Here is a 22,434-nt window from a genome sequence, read left to right as displayed (position 1 = left end):
TATGAATTAATGGGCTCTTTTTAATCGATAAGGAAATCGATATGAGCCTGATTGATGAATCCGCCCAGACCATCAATATAACGTTCAGCCTTCCACCTGACTTCAATGCCCCTCTCGACGGAAATAATGAAACCGTTGTCGATGTTCAACGGGTCAACCCCCGGCAAACAACAAACATCAAACACTGGCGACATCCCTCCATTGTCGGCGGCCAGTGGAACTTCCGGTTCCCGCACCGACACAGTGATATCAGCGTCAAATACCGCATCACCATCCAGTTGTTTCACAATCGACAACCCTTGCTGCTGGAGCAGGCACATTTCGTCATTGTTCATCAGGCGCCCCATCGCCAGACGCTGCATCTGAGTCCGATCGGTTACCTGTACGTTGAAGTGCAGGAACCCAAAATGATTCCCCCCGAACAGGCAATCACCATCAGCCTGCATGAAAACGAAAGTCCCGATGTCGAACTGGCGCGCGTTTCTCACGATGAGGAAACTGCCACTTCGTTTTATCTTAAATATGATCCGGAGCATGTGGTGCCCGGCAAACGGTATGCACTGACGGGAATAGAAAACAGGTATCACCAACGGCTGTCCGTATTTCCTGAAGATGTTGAACTTGTACCTGCGACACGTGCGCCCCGATCGCGCCTGTCGGGGATGATCAATCAGTGGCTGAATGAACCGTTACGTTTGCTCACTGACTCATTATCCAAAATCCGCTAGATTTCTCTGGGCGCCCCTCTGGCGCTCAAGTCTTTTGAGGTCCCCATGAAAAAACTTTCTCTTCTCGCCGCCGCCACCTTGTTGAGCGCTTGCCAATCCACCACACCGAGCGGCAAAGCGAGCCTCGACGGCGAAGTGTTCTACCTGCAGCGCATCGCCCTGCCGCCAAGTGCGACCTTGAGCGTGAGCCTGCAGGACGTTTCGCTGGCCGATGCGCCGGCCGTCGTGCTCGATGAACAGAAAGGCCCGATCAAGGGACAAGTGCCGCTGCCGTTCCATTTGAGCTACGATCCGGCCCAGGTCAAACCCGGCCACCGCTACTCGGTCAGCGCACGCATCGAAGTCAACGGCGAGCTGATGTTCATCACCACCGAAAACCATGCCGTGCAGCTCGATGGCAAGGATCCCCAGCCGCTGAAGATCCGCGTCGACGCTGCCCGCTAACGCACCCATGAATAAGGAAGCCTTCATGCTCCGCCCTACCCTTCGCTTCGCCGGCCTGTGCGCGGGCCTGATGATCTCCGCCAGCGCCATGGCCCTGTCCCTCAGCGACCTGTCGCAAGGCGACGCCACCGGCGGCCTCAAGGATGCCCTGACCCAGGGCGCGCAACTGGCCGTCAAACAACTCGGCACTCCGGGCGGCTTCAGCAACAATCCGGACGTGAAGATCGAACTGCCGGGCAAACTCGGCAAAGTCGCCGGCAAGATGAAAGCCTTCGGCATGGGCGCCCAGGTCGAGGAACTGGAAACCGCCATGAACAAGGCTGCGGAAACCGCCGTCACCCAGGCCCAGCCGATCCTCGTCGACGCCGTGAAGAAAATGAGCGTGGAAGACGCCAAAGGCATCCTCAGCGGCGGCAACGACTCCGCCACCCGATACCTGGACAAATCCAGCCGCGAACAGATCCGCACCAAGTTCCTGCCCATCGTCAAACAGGCGACCGACAAAGTCGGCGTAGCCCAGAAATACAACGCCTTCGCCGGCCAGGCCGCAACCTTCGGGGTGGTCGATGCGAAGAGCGCCAACATCGAAAGCTACGTGACCGAACAAGCGCTGAACGGCCTGTTCGAGATGATTGGCAAACAGGAAGAAACCATCCGCAAGAACCCGGCTGCTGCCGCGACGAGTCTGGCGAAAAAAGTGTTCGGTACCCTCTAAACCGGCACCACACGGGAGTGAGCTTTTTCACTCCCGTTGTTCAATCCGTCGCCAGCAGACACACGTAAAAAGTACACCCACTCGCGTCCCATTTTTTTCTTCTCGAAAACCTGCAGTTCAACCAACCCGCTCAACGTCAACACCGCTGTGTTGTAGGCACAACCAAGATGCTCCTTGACGTTCCCCGCCGTAAATTCCTTCGCCACCCCGCTCCTGGCCACCTGATAAATCGACCGCTGTCGCTCAGTCAGCCGATCAAAAAAGCCCGAACAGGTCAGCCAGCGTTCGAAGCCTTCGCTGTACGCCACACTCTTGCGGTACACATCGGTAAAACCCTCCACCGCCCGCAAAATCACCGAACACTGAAACTCGATGAAGTACGTCAGGTCGAGCTCATCAGCCTCGCTGTGCAAATACGACCGCCCGTACTTTACCGGCGCGTTGCGCAGTAAAAGACTGATCGCGATATAGTGAAACGCCGAAAACTCGTGCTTGAACATGAACCAGTAAAACAGCGCCCTGGCGACCCGCCCGTTGCCATCGCGAAAGGGATGTTCATAGCCCAGGGCAAAGTGCAGCGTGATCGCCTTAATCAGCGGATGCAGGTAGTTTTTTTGTCGAGGTGAGCCCTGTGGTTGATTGATCCACTGCGAGAGCAAATCCAGTCGCCTCACCAATCCGACCGCAGGCGGTGGCGAGTGCACGGTATTCCCTTCGCCGTCCTGCACCACCACTTCATCGTTCGTCCTGAAAAGCCCGGGGTCATACTGCTCGTCATCAATACCCTCGACACCGACCCGATGCATCGACGCAATCAACTCCACGCTCAAAGGTTCGTAACGTTTTTCCCAGGCGAAATTCATCATCCGGTAATTACCCATGACCATCCGCTCATCCGGCGTACGCGGCTGACGCCGTTGCTTGAGCATGTCCTTGGCGACACGAGTGGTGGTCGCGGCGCCCTCCAGCTGACTGCTACTGATCGCCTCATCCTCGATCAAATCGTTGAGCAGATAACTGAAATGCGCCCGCTCGCCTATCTGGCTGGTCATGTATTCCAGCGATGCCGTCGTGGTTTGCCGATCAACCACTGAAAGGGCCTTCTGCGCGGTTGGCGTCGGCACAAACTTCCCCCACTGCGCCGGCTCCCCCAGAGGCAGAAGATGAATGTACTGAGCGGCCCGCGCCTTCTTGACCAGCGCCCAACACAAACGCGAATCCAGCCCGCTGGCCCAGCGATACCGCAAATCCTCAAAAGGCAGATACCGTCCCTGATCATCCAGCGGCTTGAGCAGCGCAAGATAATCCGCCAGACGCTGCTTGTGAGGCGGTCGCATCAATAACTCAAAGACCGGATCGGCCCGACCCTTCAATACTGGCGGTTTCTTCATCAACGCTGCTCAACCAAGGCTGAAAAACAGCATCGAGTACAGCACCGCCCACACAGCGACTCAATATCGGAGGCTTCTGGAAAACTTGTAGGAGGCGTCGCAGAGTCCTACACCATTGTTTTGCTCAGCTGTCAGGCTGACATCGCCAGCAGGCCAGCTACGACAGGATTGAGTCCAACCGATAGATCATGGTCGGCAGACAGGCCGCCACGCTCAAAAGGTTTCAGGACTCCTTACGCACCCTGAACCAAGCCGCATACAACGCCGGCAAAAACAAAAGCGTCAGAGCAGTAGCAACAATCAACCCGCCCATGATCGCCACCGCCATCGGCCCGAAGAACACACTGCGTGAAAGCGGAATCATCGCCAGCACCGCCGCCAGCGCCGTCAACACAATCGGCCGGAACCGCCGCACGGTCGCCTCGATGATCGCCTGCCAGGGCTTGAGACCCGCCGCAATATCCTGCTCGATCTGATCCACCAGAATCACCGAGTTACGCATGATCATCCCCGACAACGCGATCGTCCCGAGCATCGCCACAAACCCGAACGGCTGACGGAACACCAGCAGAAACAGCGTCACCCCGATCAACCCCAAAGGCGCGGTCAGAAACACCATCGCCGTGCGTGAGAAACTGCGCAGCTGCACCATCAGCAACGTCAACACCACGACAATGAACATCGGCACACCGGCGTTCACCGACTTCTGCCCCCGTTCCGAATCTTCCACCGTACCGCCGACATCCAGCAGATAGCCGTCCGGCAATTGGGCACGGATCGGATCAAGCGTCGGCATGATCTGCTTCACCAGCGTCGCCGGCTGCTCCTTGCCATAGATGTCCGCGCGCACGGTCACGTTCGGCAAGCGATTGCGGTGCCAGATGATGCCTTCCTCGAAGCCATATTCCAGCGTGGCGATCTGCGACAGCGCGACGCTGCGACCGTTGTCGGTCGGCACCGCCAGACTGGGCAGCAACGACAGCTCGGTGCGCTCGTGCACGGTGCCGCGCAGGAGGATTTCGATCAGTTCGTTGTCCTCGCGATACTGGCTGACGCTGGAACCGGTCAGCGAACTCTGGAGGAATTTCGCGAGATTTGCCGTGCTCACGCCCAGCGCCCGCGCGCGATCCTGATCGATGTTCAGATACACGACCTTGCTCGGTTCTTCCCAGTCCAGATGCACGTTCACCACATGCGGATTCTCACGCACCTTGGCCGCGACTTTCCGGGCCAGCGCACGAACTTCTTCAATGTGCTCGCCGGTGACGCGGAACTGCACCGGATAGCCAACCGGAGGACCGTTTTCCAGGCGCGTGACCCGCGAGCGCAGGGCCGGGAACTGCTCGTTCAAGGTGTCGATCAGCCACTTGCGCAGCGCTTCGCGCTCCTCGATGGTTTTCGCCAACACGACGAACTGAGCAAAACTCGCCGCCGGCAGTTGTTGATCCAGCGGCAGGTAGAAACGCGGCGAACCGGTGCCGACGTAAGCGACATAGTTGTCGATGCCGGCGTGATCCTTGAGCATCGCTTCCAGGCGTTTGACCTCACCCGTGGTATTGGCCAGCGAGGCGCCTTCGGCAAGTTTCAAATCGACCATCAACTCCAGTCGCCCGGAAGCCGGGAAGAATTGCTGTGGCACGAACCGGAACAACGCCACCGAAGCCACGAACAGCAGCACGGTGAGCACGATCACGGTTTTGCGCCGACGCACGCACCACTCCACCAGACGCCGCACCCGTTGATAGAACGGAGTGCCATAGGGGTCAGCATGGCCGTCAGCCGTCCCGTGTTTGGCCGCATGAATTTTCGCCAGGTCCGGCAGGAGCTTTTCTCCCAGATATGGCACGAACACCACAGCCGCCACCCACGATGCGAGCAAAGCGATGGTCACCACTTGGAAGATCGAGCGAGTGTATTCGCCGGTGCCGGACTGCGCCGTGGCAATCGGCAGAAATCCTGCGGCGGTGATCAGCGTACCGGTGAGCATCGGGAACGCGGTGCTGGTCCAGGCATAACTGGCAGCCTTGATCCGGTCGAAACCCTGCTCCATTTTGATCGCCATCATTTCCACGGCGATGATCGCGTCGTCCACCAGCAAACCCAGCGCCAGCACCAGCGCGCCGAGGGAAATCTTGTGCAGGCCGATGCCGAGGTAATACATGCAGGCGAACGTCATCGCCAGTACCAGCGGAATCGTCAGCGCCACCACCATGCCGGTGCGCACGCCGAGGGAGAAGAAGCTCACCAGCAATACGATGGCCAACGCCTCGACCAGCACCTGGACGAACTCGCCGACACCGGTTTTCACGGCTGCGGGCTGATCGGAGACCTTGCGCAACTGCATGCCGGCCGGGAGGTTTTTCTGGATTCGGGCGAACTCGATTTCCAGGGCCTTGCCCAGCACCAGAATGTCGCCGCCGTCCTTCATCGCCACCGCAAGACCGATGGCGTCTTCACCCATGAAGCGCATGCGCGGCGCCGGAGGATCGTTGAAACCGCGCCGAACATCGGCGACATCGGAAATGCGGAACGTACGATCACCGACCCGGATCGGGAAGTTCCTGATCTCCTCGACTGTCTGAAAATTTCCTGAAACCCGCAGCTGCAATCGCTCGCTGCCGGTTTCGAAGAAGCCGGCGGTGGACACCGCATTCTGTTCTTCCAGCGCCTGCTGCACGGCTGCCAGCGGCAAGCCGAGGGTGGCGAGTTTGACGTTGGACAGCTCGACCCAGATCTTCTCGTCCTGCAAACCGAGCAGATCGACCTTGCCCACATCCTTGACCCGTTGCAGCTGGATCTGGATGCGATCGGCGTAATCCTTTAACACCGCGTAGTCGAAACCGTCACCGGTCAGCGCATAGATATTGCCGAAGGTGGTGCCGAACTCATCGTTGAAAAACGGTCCCTGAATGCCCGGCGGCAAGGTCTGGCGAATATCGCTGACCTTCTTGCGCACCTGATACCAAAGATCGGGAATCTCCACCGAATGCATCGAGTCACGGGCGATGAACGTGACCTGGGATTCACCGGGGCGCGAGAACGAAACAATTCGCTCGTACTCACCGGTTTCCATCAGTTTCTTTTCGATGCGCTCGGTGACCTGACGCGAGACCTCCTGGGCCGTGGCGCCCGGCCAACGGGTCTGGATCACCATGGCCTTGAAGGTGAACGGCGGATCTTCACTCTGGCCGAGCTTGGTGTAGGACAAGGCGCCGACGATCGCCAGCAAAAGCATCAGGAACAGTACGATCTGACGATTGCGCAACGCCCAGGCGGAAAGATTGAAACCCATCGGGGATTACTCCTTGTCCGCCAGATTGACCACGCGGTTGGAGCGATCCACCGGACGCACCTGCTGACCTTCCAGCAGCACATGGACGCCAGCGGCGACCACCCAGTCGCTGGCGTTCAGGCCTTCGAGCACGGGCACGGTTTTCTCACCGAACGGGCCGGTGCGCACCGGAGTCTTTTTCAAAGTGTTGTTGGCGCTGACGACCCAGACGTAGGTCGCGCCGTTTTCGGCGGTCAGCGCCGAGAGCGGCACCGACAGCGGGATGACATCGGCGGTCTGCACGAAAACCCGGGCGCTCTGGCCCAGTTCTGCCGGGACTTTGCCGGAGGTGAATGAAATGCGTGCAGCGAAGGTGCGGGATTTCGGATCGGCGGCCGGCGACAGTTCGCGGATCTGCCCGGCGAAGCGCTGGTTCTGTTGCGTCCACAGTTCCACCGAGACTGGCTGGCCGACCTTGAAGCGACCGAAGCTCTGCTCCGGCAGGCTGATCAGCACTTCACGCTCGCCGTCAGTGGCGAGGGTGAAAACGGTCTGTCCGGCGGCGACCACTTGCCCGACTTCCACCGAGCGTTTGGCCACCACGCCATCCTGAGGCGCGCGCAGCACGGCGTAACTGGCCTGATTGGTCGAGACGTTGAATTCGGCCTTGATCTGTTTGAGGCGGGCTTCACCGGAACGGTAGAGGTTCTCGGCATTGTCGTAGGCCGAGCGACTGACCATCTGCCGTTCCATCAGGGTCTTGTAGCGATCGCGCTCGGCGCGCACCAGGTTCAGATTGGCTTCGGCGGCCGCGACCTGAGCCCGGGTGGCTTCCAGTTGCAGGCGTACATCCTGCGGATCAAGTTCGGCGAGCGGTTGATCGGCCTTCACGCGCTGACCCTCGTCGACCAGTCGTCGGCTGACTTTGCCGCCGATGCGGAACGCAAGATCGGGTTCGTAGCGGGCGCGAACCTCGCCCGGATAACTTTCCATCGCCTGCGCCGAAGGCTCTGGCTGCACCACCATGGCCGGTCGCACGCTGACTTGCGTCACCTCTTCCTTGCCACACGCCGACAAAAAAAACGCCAGACTGACTGGCACCGCAAAGGACAACGCATGGCGGAACATGGTGAAGGACCTTTCGCTAAGGAGGCTTGGAATAATTATACTGGCCGGTATGTTATTAATAGCAAACTCACCAGTCCAGTATTAAAAGCGAAGAATGTCGAACAATCTTTCCACTCCAAACGGCCCTGGCCGACCGAAGGATCCGGCCAAGCGCCAGGCGATTCTGGAGGCGGCGAAAATCCTGTTTCTGAGTCATGGCTATGCCAACACCAGCATGGACGCGGTTGCCGCCGAGGCGGGCGTATCGAAACTGACGGTCTACAGCCATTTCAATGACAAGGAGACGCTGTTCTCTGCCGCCGTGGTGGCCAAATGCGAGGAGCAATTGCCGCCACTGTTCTTCGAATTGCCGGAAGGCATCGCGGTGGAAAATGTGTTGCTGAACATTGCGAGAGGCTTTCACCACCTTATCAACAGCGATGAATCGGTGAACCTGCATCGCCTGATCATGGCACTGGGCAGTCAGGATCCGAAGCTGTCGCTGATCTTTTTCGAGGCCGGTCCCCAGCGCATGGTGCAAGGCATGGAACGTTTGCTGCGGCGGATTCACGAAACCGGTGTGCTGAGCATCGACAACCCGCACAACGCCGCCGAGCACTTCTTTTGCCTGATCAAGGGCGCGGGGAATTTCCGGCTGTTATACGGCTGCGGAGAACCGCTGACCGGCGAGGCGGCGGAAAGTCATGTGCAGGAGGTGGTCGGGCTGTTCATGCGGGCCTATCGACCCTGATTTCCGCGGCGTCTGCACTGACGCTTTCGCTGGCAAGCCAGCGATTAGGGACGACTCGGTCTCAGGGCTTGAGCGCTTTCTTCGGGTAGATGTCGTAACGGCTGGATTTGCCATCAAGCGCATGACTCGGTTTCGGCCCTTCGATACACGGTGCCTTGCGCGGGCGCTTGACCACAACCCGATGCGTGGCCAGTGCCAACGCCGCTTCCAGCAAGGCCGGAGCATCCGGATCATCACCTACCAGCGGACGGAACAGGCGCATTTCCTTCTTCACCAGCGCAGTTTTCTCACGATGCGGGAACATCGGGTCGAGGTAGATCACCTGCGGCGGCTCGCCCTCCCAATTGCGCATCACCTCGATGGAATTGCCCTTGAGCAGCTTCATCCGCGCTACGATCGGCGCCACGTCGAAGTCTTCTGCCGCGCGGGCCAGACCATCCTCCAGCAAGGCGCCGATCAATGGCTGACGCTCGATCAGGCTCATCTCGCAGCCAAGACTGGCCAGTACGAACGCATCCTTGCCCAGCCCCGCCGTGGCGTCCAGCACACGGGGACGTACGCCCTGAGCGATGCCGACCGCCTTGGCGATCATCTGTCCGCTGCCACCGCCGTACAACCGGCGATGGGCCGCGCCACCCTCGACAAAGTCGACCCGCACCGGCCCCGGCGCATCCGGTCCCAGTTGTTGCAGCTGCAAACCCTGCTCACCGACCTGCAGGGCAAACTCGCCGTCTGCCACCTGCAACGGCAGGCCCAGGCGTTGCGCCCACTGCTCGGCCTGCGCTTCGAACGTCGGGCCGAGGGCCTCGACATGGATGCGGCAGGCCGCGGGTTGCTCAATCATGGAAAACACGCTCAAAAAAGTTAAGGATCGGCAAAAACCGCCGATAACCCAATCAACGCGCATTTTGCCAGAGCTGAGCGTCAACCGAAAAAAATGTCAGGCATTCTTCCCACATCGATTGGCTACATTTCGCCCACTGGTGATTTCAGCCGTCATAACACTCAAGCATTGGGCGGCGTCAGCCACCTGTGGCAGGATTTCTTTGCCCAGGCACTGGCCGAACAATCGAGTGATGTGGTGCCGGCCTGCGGCACTTTCCCGCCGGTTGATCTGGAAAGTCCTGAAGAACCAACCGTCGGCAGCGAACTGCACGCGCACATCATCAGCCAGCGCGAATGCGATGTGGTCGAAACCCAGGTGCGTCCTCCGGAGCCGCTGTTCCTGCCGATCGCCGAGCTCGAACTGGATCTTGCCGAGCCGTACCCTCCGTTCCCGCCAGAAGCAATCAAGACTCAGCAAAAGCAGCAGGATTTCGACAGCAGTTGGGTTCGTCCGATCGTGATCAACAACGGCCAGCCGATTCCGGAACCGGGCCCTGCCCCGCAGAAAAAGCCGCTCTACCTGCCGATTGCCGAGTTCGACCTGGATCTGCTGCAGCCTTACCCGCCGTTCCCGCCGGAAGAAATCGTCGAGCAGCAGAAAGCCCTGGACTTCGATAACGGCTGGGTGCGCCCGATCGTTCAGCAGAACCTGCGCATCGCCGCCTGATCCCTCAGCGACACACGCTCCAGCGCCCGACATCGACATGAAAGTGATTGCGATGGGCTGCGTTGTAGTCCGGACTCAACACCACACTGAACGCCTCGCAGGCACCGTCGCGCACCTGACGTAGAAACTGCGCGTCCTGGTTTTGCTTCGGCCAGTCCTTGAGCACGCTGATCACGCGACCATCCGCGAGGCGCAAGCCGGCGATGTCCAGCGCATCGGCGCTGGCATGGCGGCTGAGTGCACCGCTCTCGCGGTTGTAGATATTGCGACAAGCGAAGCTGCCGAGGTGATCGACTCGAGCCACAGATTGACCGTAGGCCTGCTGCGCCGCCGGTTGCAGCGTATGGCGCTCGAACAGCGCAAACGCCACCGCCAAGGGACAACTGGCGAGAAAGCTGCTGCTGAGCGCCACCCCGCCGCCCTGCACGCGCAAAGCACCGATCAGCGGACATTTGGCGTCGGGACTGTCGACCTGTGGTGAAACCCGCAGGCCGGAGCTGACCAGCGCCTGCTCGCACAAGGCCGGATCGCTGCGCAGGCGCATCAACTTGTAGCCCGTGAGCCAGTTGGGCGTCGCCTGCACGTCCAGTGGCGCCCACGGGTTCCACTGCGGCGGCACATCAAGCCAACCGCGCCAGACGCCGATCAGGCTGCCACCGATGATCAGCAGCACGGTCAACAGCGTCCAGCGCCCCATGCTCACCCCTTGAACAATTGATTGGCTTTGGCGTACGGCATCGAACGGGAGGTGAAGGTGAACGTGCCGGACTGCTGGATTTCTTCCGCCGCGCGGTAAAACTCACCCAACGCCGCCAGGGCCAGCGCCGATCCGGTGCTGATCCGCTTCACGCCCATTTCTTCGAGCTGCTGCACCGTCAGTTTCAAGCCGCCGGACATCAGCACATTGACCGGTTTCGGCGCCACCGCGCGCACCACCGCCAGAACTTCTTCGGCGGTACGCAGGCCCGGCGCGTACAGCACGTCGGCACCGGCTTCGGCGAAGGCCTGCAAGCGGCGGATGGTGTCGTTGATATCGGGATTGCCATGCAGATAGTTTTCCGCACGGGCGGTCAGCATGAAGGGAAACGGCAAGGTGCGCACGGCCGCGACGGCCGCTTCGATCCGCGCCACCGCGTGTTCGAAGCAGTAGATCGGCGAGTCTTCCCGGCCGGTGGCATCCTCGATCGAGCCGCCCACGGCGCCCGCCTCGGCGGCTCGGATCAGACTTTGAGCCGATTGCGCTGGAGCGTCGGCGAAACCGTTTTCCAGATCCACCGCCACCGGCAGATCGGTGGCCGCGACAATCGCCCGAACATTGGCCAGCGTATCGTCGAGGCTGAGACCGCCATCGGGTTTGGCCTGAGAAAACGCATAACCGGCGCTCGTGGTCGCCAGCGCCTGATAGCCGAGACTGGCGAGCATCTTCGCGGAACCGGCATCCCACGGATTAGGGATCACGAAAATCCCCGGGCGTTCGTGCAGGGCTTTGAAGGATTCGGCTTTACGGGCTTGTTGTTGACGGGCTTGGACGTCCATCGGCAGGCTCCTGAGCAGAAAATGAATCCGCCTCAGAGCAGGCCAAGTTGCTCGGCGGCGGGTTCTCTGTATAGCTCAGGCAAGGGGCGCAGGCCAGGCAAACGTTGCATCAGTTGTGCGTGAAAACGTTGCGCCAGCTTCGCCGCGAGGAGGTTATCGGCGGTGTGCAGGAAGATGTAGGGCGTGCGGCCCTCTTCGATCCACTCGACGATTTTCGCCACCCACGGCACCAGAAACGGATCGTTGGCCTCAAGCTCCGGGTGGCCGATGAAGCGCACCTGCGGGAATTGAGTGAATGCTGCCGGCCGCGTGGGCACGCGGGGCTTTTTCGATTGGGCGTGGATCACAGACGACTCGGTCGACAGGCAACTGAACAACGCGCGCGGGTCGAGACAGATACGCTCCACGCCACGATCCAGCAATAGCCGGTTCAGCAGTCGCTCACTCTCGCCCTTGGCGAAAAACTGTTCGTGGCGCACTTCCACCGCCAGCGGGCAATCCAGTGCATCGATAAACGCAGCGAGCTCCGGCAAGCGATGCGGAGTGAAGCTTTTCGACAGTTGCAGCCACATTGGCGAGACGCGCTCACCGAGCGGCTTGAGTAACTGGAGGAAGGTTTCAGCGGCGGTCAGTTGATCGCGCAAGTCGCCGCTGTGGCTGATGTCACCGGGAAACTTGGCGGTGAAGCGAAAATGCTCCGGCATCACCTCGGCCCAACGCTGCACGGTGGCCGGCGAGGGGCTGGCGTAGAAGGTCGTGTTGCCTTCCACCGCGTTGAAGACTTGTGAATAGAGTCCGAGGAAATCGGAGGTCTTGGCGTCTGCCGGATACAGATACTCGCGCCAGGCGTTTTCGCTCCAGGACGGGCAACCGAGGTAGTAAGGCAGATCCATCAGATGTACAGATCGAGGCCCAGCACGTCTGCATCCCAATCGACAAAACCGGCGGTGCTCAGGTAGCTGGCCAGGGCCATGGCCACGCTTTTCTTCATCGCGCGGTGATAAATCATGTCTTGTTGGCGGGCGGGCAGATTGCTCAGGCGTTGCGCGGTGGCTTTGGCGGCACGGGCGGCCAGTTGCTCTTCGGTCGGGAATTCCAGCTCGCCGTCGATATCGTCGACGGACTCATCCAGCGCCGGATTGCCTTTGCGAGGCTTGCGCTTGATAGGGTAGGAATGAGTGGAAACGCCGTCTATACGCATAAAGTCATGCTCGGTATCGATGATGGCAATTTAGCGGCACCTGACCGACTTAGCAAATCGCCGAGTGATAACTAGAACACATAAAAGACAAAAGGTTTAAAGCGCGGGGTTAGAAACGGACGATTGGCAGGAGCGGGAGAACCCTGCGGCGAATGTCACAGGGTGAATGGCCTTAGCGGGCTTTCGGGGTGGCTACCTTGTCGCGCAGGTAAACCGGCTGGGCGTCGTCAGCCGGAATCGCTTCACCGCGCTCCCAGGCAAATCGTGCCAGAGTCAGCAGGTCTTCAGCGTGGGGCAGCATGCCGGCATCGGATCCACTCAGGTTTACCGCGATGCGTTCGCCATAACCCCAGCCGGTGCCGGCACCGAACCATTCACCCGAGGCATCCTCCGGCAGCGCGGCGACTTCCGGCGGCAGCACCGCCTCGGCGCCGACCAAGCGCATCTCTCCGGCCGTCTCGCGGTAGCAGCCCCAATACACCTCATCCATGCGCGCATCGATGGCCGCCGCCACCTGGCTCACGCCGTGTTCGCGATACGCCCGTTGCGCCAGCACGGCCAGGTTCGACACCGGCAACACCGGGCGATCCAGCGCAAAGGCCAGGCCTTGCACCACACCGATGGCAATTCGCACGCCGGTGAAAGCGCCCGGGCCACGACCGAAAGCGATAGCGTCCACCGCTTGCAGGGTGGTGCCGGCGTCGGCCAGCAGTTGCTGGATCATCGGCAGCAGTTTCTGCGCATGCAGGCGCGGGATCACCTCGTAATGGCTCGTGACCTTGCCGTCATGCAGCAAGGCAACGGAGCAAGCTTCAGTCGCGGTGTCCAGGGCCAGCAAGGTGCTCATCGATGTGTCCGTAAATCAGGTGGGGAAAAAGTGCGCCAGTATAAACAACTACGGCCCGCAAGCGGGCCGTGGATGATGCAGCGGATCAGGTTTTTCAGCTCAGCGCTTCAAGCACCTTGGCGGTGATCGCTTCAACCGAACCGACGCCAGGGATGTGGCTGTACTTCGGCTTGCCACCGTTACTGGCGGACAGCTTCTGGTAGAAGTCCACCAGCGGCTTGGTCTGCGAGTGGTAGACCGACAGGCGATGACGCACGGTTTCTTCGGTGTCGTCCTTGCGCTGTACCAGCTCTTCGCCGGTGATGTCGTCTTTACCGGCAATTTTCGGCGGGTTGTAGACGATGTGGTAAACGCGGCCGCTGGCCTCGTGAACGCGACGACCGGCGATACGCTGAACGATTTCTTCGTCTTCAACGGCGATTTCGACCACGGCGTCCAGCTCGACACCGGCAGTCACCAGCGCTTCAGCCTGAGGAATGGTGCGCGGGAAGCCATCGAACAGGAAGCCCTTGGCGCAATCGGCTTGAGCGATACGGTCCTTGACCAGCGCGATGATCAGGTCATCCGACACCAGGCCACCGGCATCCATGATGCTCTTGGCCTTGATGCCCAGCTCGGTGCCGGCCTTGACCGCAGCACGCAGCATGTCGCCGGTGGAGATTTGCGGAATGCCGAATTTCTCGGTGATGAACTTAGCCTGAGTACCTTTACCGGCCCCGGGAGCTCCCAGCAGAATGACGCGCATCGATGTGCTCCTCAATTTTTTATATAAAAAACAATGGATTCGCCTCGTGGGGCCAATCTCATAAAACGGGTCGTGGCCGCCCAAACGGCCAAAGGCTGATCAAGATACACAGCAGGCTGCGCCCACACAAGACGCCAAAAGTCGGAGAAACCGGCGCCCGCCGCGACCTTGCGACGCGGTTCCCCAAGTCGCAACCCCATCATTAACTGTCGCCTGACCGCATTTTTCCCACGGTCGTCAAACGGCACCCGAGGGTTCGCCCCGGGTGCCCCGCCCCACGCAGAAAACCTTAGCCGGTATTTCGCAAACCGGCGGCAATCCCCGCCACAGACACCAGCAGCGCCTGTTCCACCGGGCTGCCCTGCTCGACATCCTGTTGCCGCGAGCGCGCCAGCAACTCGGCCTGCAATAGATGCAGCGGGTCAAGGTAGGTGTTGCGCAGACGGATGAATTCCAGGGTATCCGGACTATGTGCCAGCAGCTGCGACTGACCGGTCAGGCCGAGGACCACGGAACACGCCTGCGACAATAGGTCGCGTAAGTGCGCACCCAATGGCAGCAGGTCCGACTGCACCAGACGCTCGTCGTAGGACAGCGCAATGTCGGCATCGGCCTTGGCCAGCACCATCTCCAGCATGTCGATGCGAGTGCGGAAAAACGGCCACTGTTCGCGCATCTGCCCCAGCAACTCGCCTTCGCCGCGCTCCAGCGCCTTGCTCAAGGCGGTTTCCCAACCGAGCCAGGCCGGCAGCATCAGACGGGTCTGGGTCCAGCCGAAGATCCACGGAATCGCCCGCAGACTTTCGATGCCACCGGCGCGGCGCTTGGCCGGACGGCTGCCCAATGGCAGGCGCCCAAGCTCCTGCTCCGGGGTCGACTGGCGGAAATACTCGACGAATTGCGGATTTTCCCGAACCACCGCACGGTAGGCGGCGACGCCGTCAGCGGCCAGTTCGTCCATCAGATGCCGCCATTCAGGGGTCGGTGGCGGCGGTGGCAACAGGGTCGCTTCGAGCACTGCCGCCAGATACAGATTTAGGTTTTGTTCGGCGATGTCCGGCAGGCCGAATTTGAATCGAATCATTTCCCCCTGCTCGGTGGTGCGGAAACGTCCGGCCACCGACCCCGGCGGCTGCGACAGAATCGCCGCGTGCGCCGGACCACCGCCACGCCCCACAGTGCCACCGCGACCGTGGAACAGCAGCAGTTCGACTTGCTGCTCGCGGCAGATTTCCACCAGCCGTTCCTGCGCCCGGTACTGCGCCCACGCCGCCGCGGTGGTGCCGGCGTCCTTGGCCGAGTCGGAATAGCCGATCATCACCTCCTGCGGACCTTGCAGCCGTGCGCGATAACCCGGCAGCAGCAACAGGCGCTCGATCACCGGGCCGGCGTTGTCGAGGTCGGCGAGGGTTTCGAACAACGGCACCACACGCATCGGCCGCAATACGCCGGACTCTTTCAGCAACAATTGCACCGCCAGCACATCAGAGGCGGCGCCGGCCATGGAGATCACGTAGGAGCCCAGCGAAGCCGCCGGCGCGGCGGCAATTTCCTTGCAGGTGGCGAGCACTTCGGCGGTGTCGGCCGAGGGTCTGAAATGCGCCGGCAGCAATGGCCGACGGTTTTGCAGTTCGCGGGTCAGGAAGCTGATGCGCTGTTCCTCGTCCCACTCTTCGTATTTGCCGAGGCCGAGGTAATCGGTGATTTCGGTCATCGCTGCGCTGTGGCGCGACGAATCCTGACGCACATCGAGGCGCACCAGGAACAGGCCGAAGGTCACGGCCCGACGCAGGCAATCGAGCAGCGGCCCATCGGCGATCACGCCCATGCCGCACTCGTGCAGCGAGTTGAAACACAGCTCCAGCGGATCGAGCAGGTCGCGATTGTTGTGCAGCACATCAGCCGGGGCCGGCGTGGTGGCGGTCAGCGATGCATGGGCCCAGTTACGGGTGGCGCGCAGCCGTTCACGCAATTGCTTGAGCACCGCACGATACGGCTCGGCACTGTCGCCGGCCCGAGCCTTGAGCGCTTCGCTGGCCTGCTGCATCGACAGTTCGGCCGCCAGGTGATCGACATCCCGCAGGTACAGATCGGCCGCCATCCAGCGCGCCAGCAACAGCACTTCGCGGGTGACGGCAGCCGTCACGTTCGGGTTACCGTCACGGTCGCCGCCCATCCACGAAGCGAAGCGGATCGGCGCGGCTTCCAGTGGCAAACGCAAACCGGTGGCCGCAAACAGCGCCTGATCGGCCTTGCGCATATGGTTGGGAATCGCCTGCCACAGCGAGTGCTCGATCACCGCAAAACCCCACTTGGCTTCGTCCACCGGGGTCGGCCGGGTGCGGCGGATTTCCTCGGTGTGCCAGGCTTCAGCGATCAGGCGTTGCAGGGTGTTGTGGATGTGCTCGCGTTCGGCCGTGGTCAGGTCGCGGTGATCCTGAGCCGCCAGTTGCGCGGCAATCGCGTCGTACTTCTGGATCAGCGTGCGGCGGGCCACTTCGGTCGGGTGCGCGGTGAGCACCAGTTCGATCTCCAGCCGCGCCAGTTGCCGGGCCAGGGATTCGGCGCGGTGCCCTTCGTTGCGCAGGCGGGCGAGCAGTTCCGGCAGGACGCGGGATTCGAACGGTGCGGCCTGGGTTTCTTCGCGGCGATGGATGAGCTGGTACTGCTCGGCAATGTTCGCCAGGTTGAGAAACTGGTTGAAGGCCCGCGCCACGGGCAGCAGTTCGTCTTCGCTCAATTGATTGAGGCTGGCGCTGAGTTCGGCGTCCATCGAGCCGCGCCGGTCGGCCTTGGCGCCCTTGCGGATCTGCTCGATCTTGTCGAGAAACGCCTCGCCGTACTGGTCACGAATAGTGTTGCCCAACAGCTCACCGAGCAGGTGAACGTCTTCGCGCAAGCGTGCATCAATATCGGTCATCAGCATCTCTCCAGCAGTAATCGGTGACGGATCGCAAGTGAGTGGATGAACAGAGAGTGCCGCTCTGGAACGCTTCTTACAAGCAGACGACGAAGGGACTTTAAACCTTGAGGCTTGAAGCTAGTCTCAACAGTAAGCCCCACAACGGCTTGCCGCCGGCTGACGGCGGACACTCACCAAGACCTGCCATGAGCAGGTGCGACATGAGGTCTATATGAAAATCCGTGAACTCGCCCAGCATTGGGAAGAAACAGCCAAGGGTCGCCTGACCGATACCGGCTACACGATTCATCTGGATGTGGAAGCCGCCGCCCGGCTGGCGGCAATCGCCGAAATGTACCCCAAACGTCACGCCGAAGAACTGCTCGGCGAGCTGATCGGCGCCGCCCTCGAAGAGTTCGAAGCGAGCCTGCCATATGTGAAAGGTTCGACCGTGGTTGCCACCGACGAGGAAGGTGATCCGCTGTATGAAGATGTCGGCCCGACGCCGCGTTTTCTTGCGTTGTCACGGCGGCATTTGCATGACTTGTCGGCTGCAGCCGGCAAGCAGAAACACTGACACAACATAAATCGAAACGTGGGAGCGAGCTTGCTCGCGAAAGCGGTTTGTCAGGCACTGTAGTGGTGACTGATCCGACGCTATCGCGAGCAAGCTCGCTCCCACATTGACTGTATTCAAACTCATAAATCACACGCCTTATTACTCCCGCGCGTACCACTCTCCCCCGCCAAAGTTCCCGGTTTAGGACTTTGTCCACCTGGTCAGCATTTTTTTTGGCGATGAGCCATCTTTTCTGAACTTTTGAAAAATGCCTTCGGTCGGAACAGGTAACCACGCCTGGAACGAGCTTTTCAAAACGCACTTGCACATGACGGTTGCGGCTCCGCTACCAGGATGGATTTCGAAGCTTCCAAGGAGTTAACCAATGGAGTTGAAGACCATGAAGACCCAAACCTCGTTTTCCCACCTGCGCGGTCTGAAACTGGCCGCCCTGGCGATCGGCACCAGCTTCGTACTGGCCGGTTGCGCCGGCAATCCTCCGACCGAGCAATACGCCGTGACTCAATCGGCGGTCAACAGCGCGGTCAGCGCCGGCGGTACCGAATTCGCCGCCGTGGAAATGAAGCAGGCACAGGACAAGCTCAAACAAGCCGAAATCGCCATGCACGATAAAAAGTATGACGAAGCCCGCACCCTGGCCGAACAGGCCGAGTGGGACGCCCGCGTCGCTGAACGCAAGGCTCAGGCGATGAAAGCCGAACAAGCGGTGAAGGATTCCCAGAAAGGTGTTCAGGAACTGCGTCAGGAAAGTCAGCGCACTGTGCAGTAAGCGCGCATCCCGACCGCAAGGCTGAAACTCTTATCGATAGAAAGGACGAACGATTATGCGTAAACAACTGATGATCCCCGCTCTTCTGGCCGCAAGCGTTGCCCTGGCTGCCTGCTCGACACCGCCGAACCCGAATCTGGAACAGGCGCGCACCAACTACGCCGGCCTGCAGGCCAACCCGCAGGCCAGCAAGGTCGCGGCGCTGGAAACCAAGGACGCCAGTGATTATCTGGACAAGGCCGACAAGGCTTATCTGGACAAGGAAGATCAGCGCAAGGTCGACCAACTGGCCTACCTGACCAACCAGCGCGTGGAAGTGGCCAAGCAGACTATCGCCCTGCGTACTGCTGAGAACAATCTGAAGAACGCCGCCGCCCAACGTGCCCAGGCCCGTCTGGATGCTCGCGATCAGCAGATCAAACAGCTGCAGGAAAGCCTCAACGCCAAGCAGACCGATCGCGGTACGCTGGTGACCTTCGGTGACGTGCTGTTCGCCACCAACAAGGCCGATCTGAAATCCAGCGGTCTGGTGAACATCAATAAACTGGCGCAGTTCCTCCAGGAAAACCCTGATCGCAAAGTGATCGTCGAGGGTTATACCGACAGCACCGGTTCGGCGAACTACAACCAGTCGTTGTCCGAGCGTCGTGCCACTTCCGTACAGGTCGCACTGATCAAGATGGGCGTCGATCCGTCGCGAATCGTGACTCAGGGCTATGGCAAGGAATACCCGGTGGCGGATAACGGCAGCGTTTCGGGCCGTGCAATGAACCGTCGGGTGGAGGTGACCATTTCCAACGACAACCAGCCAGTGATGCCGCGTTCGGCGGTTAGCGCCAAATAATTCGCGAAGCAACATGAAAGCCCCGCCGGATCTGCTCCGACGGGGCTTTTTTTTGCAGCGGAGATTGACTACCACTCGTCTTGACCTGTCATTTATAACAGTAGGCGAAACAAATGAGTGCGCGTAACACTTTAGCTCCAAACCAAATGCTGGAAATCAAGGAGCGTTACCATGCGAACTCGGGCCTTTCTGACAACACTGTGTGCAGCCATGCTCCTGGCAGGCTGCGTAGCACCACCATCGAACGCCTCAACTGCAAATGATTTTGGGTATGACGAACGAGATTCCATCCCAAATGAGGTTCCATTGCCTGAACCGGAAGTCAATCAGCGTCCGGTAGTGGGAACCAAAACACTACTGGTCACCGTAACCCATTGGCAGGATGGCGACGCTCTGGATTTTCCATTGATCAGGCAACATACAGTTTCTACGGATCCCAACGCACTGCCGGCTTACATTCACGCAGCCTCGAACGGAAAGCTCACACTCACCGGACAGATCATTGAGCATACATCCGGCCCTCGCCCTGAACTATGCACATTCAAACCCGGAGACTCGGCACCAATGCCGATTAACCTGGCAGATTCAGAGGGGATAAAAGCCGCGCAGGCGCACGGACTGGACGCTAATAACTACGATTACCGCATCAGCGTAATTGACTGTGGCGGGTCAGCTTCAGCCTGGACACCCGGGAAATTCATTGGTGTATATGGACAATCGGGAGGCCCTCACGTTTACAAGCATGAATTCGGGCACAATCTTGGATACAGCCATGGAAGCACCTACATCAAGTGCCCAAAACACGGCGATACCGTATTAGCCCCACTGGAAATGGCCCCCATTGAGTGTGCGGTGATTGGCTATGGCGACAGTGGTGACTCTGTCTCTGGGGGTGGAACCCTCTATCCCGCCAACAATCGGTGGTACTCGGGATGGCTGGACAACTCACAGGTGGCAGTCATCGAACGCAGCGGCCTTTATCGCTTGGCAAAACTGGGCGATGCCGGACCTCAGCTTTATCTCATCAATCGACCTGAAACCACTCCGGCACAATTGGCGTTGGAATACCGAAAACCCACTCCATTCGATAATTTTCCTGCAACCGATAACCGGGTAAACGGCGTTTGGGTGAGATACACCACGATGGGGGGCACAGTTTTAAACACCCAGCTCGATGGTACACCGGAAACAGCCACGACGGATGATCCGACATTACTCCCCGGCAAGACTCTAAGAGATCCAGGGGTAGGTATCACCGTTACAACATGTAGTGCAGATTCGCAGGGTGCGACAATTGCCGTCGCTGTAAATCATGAGACGGCGCCTAAATGCACATCACCACTTCCGTTACCCCAAATTACATCCCCGGCCTTAGAGGGGCCAGCTGCTCCAAATCCGATTAATTTCTCAGGGAAGGGTATTCCTGGCGCAACAACAAAGATCTCCTACCAAAAAAGCGGTGAAAATACCTCTCATGAACTAACAGTCATCGCTGATGCGCTAGGTAACTGGAAAACTAACTTCCCTCATTTATCACCAGGGAAATATATTGCAGTTATATATCATCAGGTAAGCAGTACCTTTGCACCACCAAGAATAGGATCTTTTGACGTAGCCCCTTGAGCTTCCAATTCGCCAACTGTTCTTTGTAAGCAGCATTGTAAAAACACGGGCGCCTCCTGATTTTTCATCTGAAAAAGGGAAGGCGCCCGTACAGACCCTGTTTTACTGCGCCAGCTTCTGCGGCGTCTCCTGCCCCATGCACCGCACGGCTTTCTTGCGGTCGTTGACCAGCACGCCAGTCAGCCCCTTTTGCTCGGTATCAAACAACACCAACACCCCATCAATGCACTGCGCCACTTGCGCCGCTGGCTCCAGGGAAACTTTGTAGTCTTCGCCGGGAATGGTCTTGAGCATGGTGAATTCGTTGAGCAGCAACGCATCCTCGGGTTTGGCGAAGTGCAGGTAGCCATACCACCACAGGGCACCGACGGTGCCGAGGATGCTGCAGATACCGGTGATGATCAGCGGGATGGCGTTGCGTTCTTCAGTCATTGCGGACTCTCTGGTGGTTCGTCTTCAGAATTCGGAGGTGTCGGATAATTCGGGATCTCGCCGAGGCGGCGCAAGCCGTTGAAATGCTCGGGGTCGTCGAGGTAGCGCAGCATCACCTGGCGCCACACCGGGTCGCCGAAGGTCTGCACATGCCCGCCCCGGGTCAGCTGCAGCACGCGCGGTGGCGGCGCAGCTTGATACAGACGGATGCCGTTGGAAAGGGGCACCAGCGGATCGTCGAGGCTGTGAAAGATCAGTTTCGGCACGCCGTTGAGCTGCGGCATGGCGTTGATCGCGCTGTCGCCATCCGGCACCAGCCACGACAGCGGCACCTGAAATGGCCAGGTCAGCCACGACGTGCTGAGGGCGTACTGGCCGACGCTGCGGTAACTGGCGGGCACACCGTCGAGCACCAAGGCCTTGAGCTGATTTTGTCTTTCCGGATGTTGCACCAGCCAATGCACGGCCATCGCCCCACCGAGGCTTTGGCCCAGCAGCACCAGCGGTTTGCCTTTGACTTCCGGCGCCTTGTCCAGCCAGGCGAAGGCGGCATCGATGTCCTGATAGATCGCCGGCAGGCTCGGCTCGCCTTCGGACAGGCCGTAACCGCGATAGTCCACCAGCAGCACTTGATAACCGTTTTTCGGCAGCCACCAACTCCCGCCCAGATGCATCGGCAGGTTGCCGCCATTGCCGTGCAGGTGCAGGACCGTGCCCTTGATCTCGACACCGGGTTTGGCCGGCAGCCACCAGGCATTCAGCTTGAGGCCGTCGGCGGTGGTCAGAGTGACGGTGCGGTATTCGAGTTTGGCCTTTTCCGGCGTGAAGATCTGGCCCGGCTCTGGATAGAACAGCAAGGAGCTGCAACCGCCGAGGGTCAAAAGCAGGCAAAGGATGCCGAGGATTCTCATCCGGTGAAACCTCGCAAAAACAGGGTGGGAATGCATTCCAATGTGGGAGCGAGCTTGCTCGCGAATGCTATCTAACATTCAACTC

Annotated in this window: 22 protein-coding genes; 9 read left to right on the top strand and 13 right to left on the bottom strand. The window is 59.8% G+C overall.

The features are described from left to right. The first annotated feature begins 41 nt into the window (after positions 1-41). The 3 genes from CAF79_RS07595 to CAF79_RS07585 are packed head-to-tail and all read left to right on the top strand — an operon-like array spanning position 42 to position 1,887. Positions 42-728 (top strand): hypothetical protein, encoded by a 687-nt coding sequence (locus CAF79_RS07595; protein ID WP_085697317.1) that lies wholly within the window; start codon positions 42-44, stop codon positions 726-728. 45 nt (positions 729-773) lie between these two features. Continuing rightward, the gene (locus tag CAF79_RS07590; protein WP_085697316.1) at positions 774-1,172 is read left to right on the top strand and encodes a YbaY family lipoprotein; all 399 of its coding nucleotides are present in this window, start codon (positions 774-776) and stop codon (positions 1,170-1,172) included. 25 nt (positions 1,173-1,197) lie between these two features. After that, a complete protein-coding gene (locus CAF79_RS07585; protein ID WP_085697315.1) occupies positions 1,198-1,887 on the top strand; it encodes a DUF4197 domain-containing protein in 690 nt (229 codons plus the stop codon). Here CAF79_RS07585 and CAF79_RS07580 read toward each other — a convergent pair. The 3 genes from CAF79_RS07580 to CAF79_RS07570 all read right to left on the bottom strand — a co-directional run bounded on the left by CAF79_RS07580 (position 1,884) and on the right by CAF79_RS07570 (position 7,677). Beyond that, the gene (locus CAF79_RS07580; protein ID WP_085697314.1) at positions 1,884-3,278 is read right to left on the bottom strand and encodes a Fic family protein; all 1,395 of its coding nucleotides are present in this window, start codon (positions 3,276-3,278) and stop codon (positions 1,884-1,886) included. The two genes, CAF79_RS07585 and CAF79_RS07580, sit on opposite strands and share 4 nt — an antisense overlap. A gap of 223 nt (positions 3,279-3,501) precedes the next feature. Further along, complete coding sequence (locus CAF79_RS07575) at positions 3,502-6,570, bottom strand: efflux RND transporter permease subunit (RefSeq protein ID WP_085697313.1); 3,069 nt, start codon at positions 6,568-6,570, stop codon at positions 3,502-3,504. A 6-nt stretch (positions 6,571-6,576) separates the two neighbouring features. Beyond that, positions 6,577-7,677, bottom strand: coding sequence for an efflux RND transporter periplasmic adaptor subunit (locus CAF79_RS07570; RefSeq protein ID WP_085697312.1), 1,101 nt, complete (start codon positions 7,675-7,677; stop codon positions 6,577-6,579). A gap of 94 nt (positions 7,678-7,771) precedes the next feature. Here CAF79_RS07570 and CAF79_RS07565 point away from each other — a divergent pair, with 94 nt between their 5' ends. Beyond that, entirely contained in the window at positions 7,772-8,407 is a 636-nt protein-coding gene (locus tag CAF79_RS07565; RefSeq protein WP_085697311.1) for a TetR/AcrR family transcriptional regulator, read from the top strand. Between the two features lie 61 nt (positions 8,408-8,468). Here the strand turns inward: CAF79_RS07565 and CAF79_RS07560 are convergent, their stop codons facing one another. Beyond that, positions 8,469-9,251 carry a class I SAM-dependent methyltransferase gene (locus tag CAF79_RS07560; protein ID WP_085697310.1) on the bottom strand — a complete coding sequence of 261 codons (783 nt, stop codon included), beginning with the start codon at positions 9,249-9,251 and terminating at the stop codon, positions 8,469-8,471. A gap of 93 nt (positions 9,252-9,344) precedes the next feature. On the opposite strand from CAF79_RS07560, the gene CAF79_RS07555 reads away from it, so the two are divergent. Beyond that, positions 9,345-9,959: an energy transducer TonB gene (locus CAF79_RS07555; protein WP_085697309.1), complete on the top strand. Its 615-nt coding sequence runs from the start codon at positions 9,345-9,347 to the stop codon at positions 9,957-9,959. A gap of 4 nt (positions 9,960-9,963) precedes the next feature. Here the strand turns inward: CAF79_RS07555 and CAF79_RS07550 are convergent, their stop codons facing one another. The 7 genes from CAF79_RS07550 to ppc form a co-directional block, all read right to left on the bottom strand. Beyond that, complete coding sequence (locus CAF79_RS07550; RefSeq protein ID WP_085697308.1) at positions 9,964-10,656, bottom strand: extensin family protein; 693 nt, start codon at positions 10,654-10,656, stop codon at positions 9,964-9,966. Between the two features lie 2 nt (positions 10,657-10,658). Beyond that, positions 10,659-11,495 carry an oxaloacetate decarboxylase gene (locus CAF79_RS07545; protein ID WP_085697307.1) on the bottom strand — a complete coding sequence of 279 codons (837 nt, stop codon included), beginning with the start codon at positions 11,493-11,495 and terminating at the stop codon, positions 10,659-10,661. A 32-nt stretch (positions 11,496-11,527) separates the two neighbouring features. Further along, entirely contained in the window at positions 11,528-12,388 is an 861-nt protein-coding gene (locus CAF79_RS07540) for a DUF72 domain-containing protein (protein ID WP_085697306.1), read from the bottom strand. Continuing rightward, positions 12,388-12,696 carry a hypothetical protein gene (locus CAF79_RS07535; protein ID WP_007954720.1) on the bottom strand — a complete coding sequence of 103 codons (309 nt, stop codon included), beginning with the start codon at positions 12,694-12,696 and terminating at the stop codon, positions 12,388-12,390. The genes CAF79_RS07540 and CAF79_RS07535 overlap by 1 nt, the downstream gene beginning before the upstream one ends. A gap of 172 nt (positions 12,697-12,868) precedes the next feature. Further along, on the bottom strand, positions 12,869-13,543 hold the full coding sequence (gene tsaB / locus CAF79_RS07530) for a tRNA (adenosine(37)-N6)-threonylcarbamoyltransferase complex dimerization subunit type 1 TsaB (RefSeq protein WP_085697305.1): 675 nt from the start codon (positions 13,541-13,543) through the stop codon (positions 12,869-12,871). A gap of 94 nt (positions 13,544-13,637) precedes the next feature. Beyond that, a complete protein-coding gene (gene adk / locus CAF79_RS07525) occupies positions 13,638-14,288 on the bottom strand; it encodes an adenylate kinase (protein WP_085697304.1) in 651 nt (216 codons plus the stop codon). 289 nt (positions 14,289-14,577) lie between these two features. Then, a complete protein-coding gene (ppc, locus tag CAF79_RS07520) occupies positions 14,578-17,208 on the bottom strand; it encodes a phosphoenolpyruvate carboxylase (RefSeq protein ID WP_085697303.1) in 2,631 nt (876 codons plus the stop codon). Between the two features lie 214 nt (positions 17,209-17,422). Here ppc and CAF79_RS07515 point away from each other — a divergent pair, with 214 nt between their 5' ends. The 4 genes from CAF79_RS07515 (at position 17,423) to CAF79_RS28720 (ending at position 21,006) form a co-directional block, all read left to right on the top strand. Beyond that, on the top strand, positions 17,423-17,767 hold the full coding sequence (locus tag CAF79_RS07515; RefSeq protein WP_011332654.1) for a hypothetical protein: 345 nt from the start codon (positions 17,423-17,425) through the stop codon (positions 17,765-17,767). Between the two features lie 367 nt (positions 17,768-18,134). Then, positions 18,135-18,539, top strand: a complete 405-nt coding sequence (locus tag CAF79_RS07510) for a DUF4398 domain-containing protein (RefSeq protein WP_085697302.1) — start codon at positions 18,135-18,137, stop codon at positions 18,537-18,539. Positions 18,540-18,594: 55 nt separating this feature from the next. Then, positions 18,595-19,383, top strand: a complete 789-nt coding sequence (locus tag CAF79_RS07505; RefSeq protein ID WP_085697301.1) for an OmpA family protein — start codon at positions 18,595-18,597, stop codon at positions 19,381-19,383. A gap of 306 nt (positions 19,384-19,689) precedes the next feature. After that, the gene (locus CAF79_RS28720; RefSeq protein WP_139832566.1) at positions 19,690-21,006 is read left to right on the top strand and encodes a transposase; all 1,317 of its coding nucleotides are present in this window, start codon (positions 19,690-19,692) and stop codon (positions 21,004-21,006) included. A gap of 102 nt (positions 21,007-21,108) precedes the next feature. On the opposite strand, the gene CAF79_RS07500 is transcribed toward CAF79_RS28720, so the two are convergent. Together CAF79_RS07500 and CAF79_RS07495 are read right to left on the bottom strand one after the other, a co-directional pair. Continuing rightward, positions 21,109-21,438 (bottom strand): hypothetical protein, encoded by a 330-nt coding sequence (locus tag CAF79_RS07500; RefSeq protein ID WP_085697300.1) that lies wholly within the window; start codon positions 21,436-21,438, stop codon positions 21,109-21,111. Beyond that, on the bottom strand, positions 21,435-22,349 hold the full coding sequence (locus CAF79_RS07495) for an alpha/beta hydrolase (protein WP_085697299.1): 915 nt from the start codon (positions 22,347-22,349) through the stop codon (positions 21,435-21,437). Before CAF79_RS07495 ends, CAF79_RS07500 begins: the two co-directional genes overlap by 4 nt. Positions 22,350-22,434: the final 85 nt, after the last annotated feature.

Source organism: Pseudomonas sp. B26(2017) (genome assembly GCF_002113045.1).
Lineage (GTDB): Bacteria > Pseudomonadota > Gammaproteobacteria > Pseudomonadales > Pseudomonadaceae > Aquipseudomonas.
The sequence above is the reverse complement of the archived record's forward strand: the minus strand, read 5'-3'. Positions and strand labels throughout refer to the sequence as shown.

What these genes read in the sequence shown, in the direction of transcription:
- CAF79_RS07595 (WP_085697317.1), top strand. Translation starts at nt 42, where the DNA reads ATGAGCCTGATTGATGAATCCGCCCAGACCATCAATATAACGTTCAGC.
- CAF79_RS07590 (WP_085697316.1), top strand. Translation starts at nt 774, where the DNA reads ATGAAAAAACTTTCTCTTCTCGCCGCCGCCACCTTGTTGAGCGCTTGC.
- CAF79_RS07585 (WP_085697315.1), top strand. Translation starts at nt 1,198, where the DNA reads ATGCTCCGCCCTACCCTTCGCTTCGCCGGCCTGTGCGCGGGCCTGATG.
- CAF79_RS07580 (WP_085697314.1), bottom strand. Translation starts at nt 3,278, where the DNA reads ATGAAGAAACCGCCAGTATTGAAGGGTCGGGCCGATCCGGTCTTTGAG.
- CAF79_RS07575 (WP_085697313.1), bottom strand. Translation starts at nt 6,570, where the DNA reads ATGGGTTTCAATCTTTCCGCCTGGGCGTTGCGCAATCGTCAGATCGTA.
- CAF79_RS07570 (WP_085697312.1), bottom strand. Translation starts at nt 7,677, where the DNA reads ATGTTCCGCCATGCGTTGTCCTTTGCGGTGCCAGTCAGTCTGGCGTTT.
- CAF79_RS07565 (WP_085697311.1), top strand. Translation starts at nt 7,772, where the DNA reads ATGTCGAACAATCTTTCCACTCCAAACGGCCCTGGCCGACCGAAGGAT.
- CAF79_RS07560 (WP_085697310.1), bottom strand. Translation starts at nt 9,251, where the DNA reads ATGATTGAGCAACCCGCGGCCTGCCGCATCCATGTCGAGGCCCTCGGC.
- CAF79_RS07555 (WP_085697309.1), top strand. Translation starts at nt 9,345, where the DNA reads ATGTCAGGCATTCTTCCCACATCGATTGGCTACATTTCGCCCACTGGT.
- CAF79_RS07550 (WP_085697308.1), bottom strand. Translation starts at nt 10,656, where the DNA reads ATGGGGCGCTGGACGCTGTTGACCGTGCTGCTGATCATCGGTGGCAGC.
- CAF79_RS07545 (WP_085697307.1), bottom strand. Translation starts at nt 11,495, where the DNA reads ATGGACGTCCAAGCCCGTCAACAACAAGCCCGTAAAGCCGAATCCTTC.
- CAF79_RS07540 (WP_085697306.1), bottom strand. Translation starts at nt 12,388, where the DNA reads ATGGATCTGCCTTACTACCTCGGTTGCCCGTCCTGGAGCGAAAACGCC.
- CAF79_RS07535 (WP_007954720.1), bottom strand. Translation starts at nt 12,696, where the DNA reads ATGCGTATAGACGGCGTTTCCACTCATTCCTACCCTATCAAGCGCAAG.
- tsaB (WP_085697305.1), bottom strand. Translation starts at nt 13,543, where the DNA reads ATGAGCACCTTGCTGGCCCTGGACACCGCGACTGAAGCTTGCTCCGTT.
- adk (WP_085697304.1), bottom strand. Translation starts at nt 14,288, where the DNA reads ATGCGCGTCATTCTGCTGGGAGCTCCCGGGGCCGGTAAAGGTACTCAG.
- ppc (WP_085697303.1), bottom strand. Translation starts at nt 17,208, where the DNA reads ATGACCGATATTGATGCACGCTTGCGCGAAGACGTTCACCTGCTCGGT.
- CAF79_RS07515 (WP_011332654.1), top strand. Translation starts at nt 17,423, where the DNA reads ATGAAAATCCGTGAACTCGCCCAGCATTGGGAAGAAACAGCCAAGGGT.
- CAF79_RS07510 (WP_085697302.1), top strand. Translation starts at nt 18,135, where the DNA reads ATGGAGTTGAAGACCATGAAGACCCAAACCTCGTTTTCCCACCTGCGC.
- CAF79_RS07505 (WP_085697301.1), top strand. Translation starts at nt 18,595, where the DNA reads ATGCGTAAACAACTGATGATCCCCGCTCTTCTGGCCGCAAGCGTTGCC.
- CAF79_RS07500 (WP_085697300.1), bottom strand. Translation starts at nt 21,438, where the DNA reads ATGACTGAAGAACGCAACGCCATCCCGCTGATCATCACCGGTATCTGC.
- CAF79_RS07495 (WP_085697299.1), bottom strand. Translation starts at nt 22,349, where the DNA reads ATGAGAATCCTCGGCATCCTTTGCCTGCTTTTGACCCTCGGCGGTTGC.